This window comes from Pauljensenia sp. UMB1177, from assembly GCF_030217965.1.
Lineage (GTDB): Bacteria > Actinomycetota > Actinomycetes > Actinomycetales > Actinomycetaceae > Pauljensenia > Pauljensenia turicensis_A.
Map to the genome: position 1 here is coordinate 1 of NZ_JASOOV010000032.1, position 275 is coordinate 275.

Annotated in this window: 1 protein-coding gene; it reads left to right on the forward strand. The window is 54.2% G+C overall.

Annotated elements, in window-relative coordinates; all coding sequences use genetic code 11:
• Positions 1 to 17: 17 nt before the first annotated feature.
• A partial coding sequence (locus QP442_RS08470) for an IS3 family transposase (RefSeq protein ID WP_285069792.1) occupies positions 18 to 275 on the forward strand: 258 nt, incomplete at its 3' end.

Below are 275 nucleotides of genomic sequence, written 5' to 3' on the forward strand. Positions count from 1 at the left end.
CTACCACGCCGCTAGCCATGGTCTTAGATACCTTGGATTTGCCGGCAAGCTCGTACTATTACACAGCTAAACGCCTAGAGCGGCCTGACAAGCATGCTCGCTTGCGTGAGTTGATCGCTCAGATCGCGCGCGAGGGCTTGTATACGTATGGGTATCGGCGTATCCGTTTAGCGCTTAGAAAGCTTGGGTATGTGGTCTCGGAGAAAGTCATCCAGCGCTTGATGCGGGAAGAGGAAATCCCGGTCAGGTATGCCAAAGCACGCCGGAAGTACTCT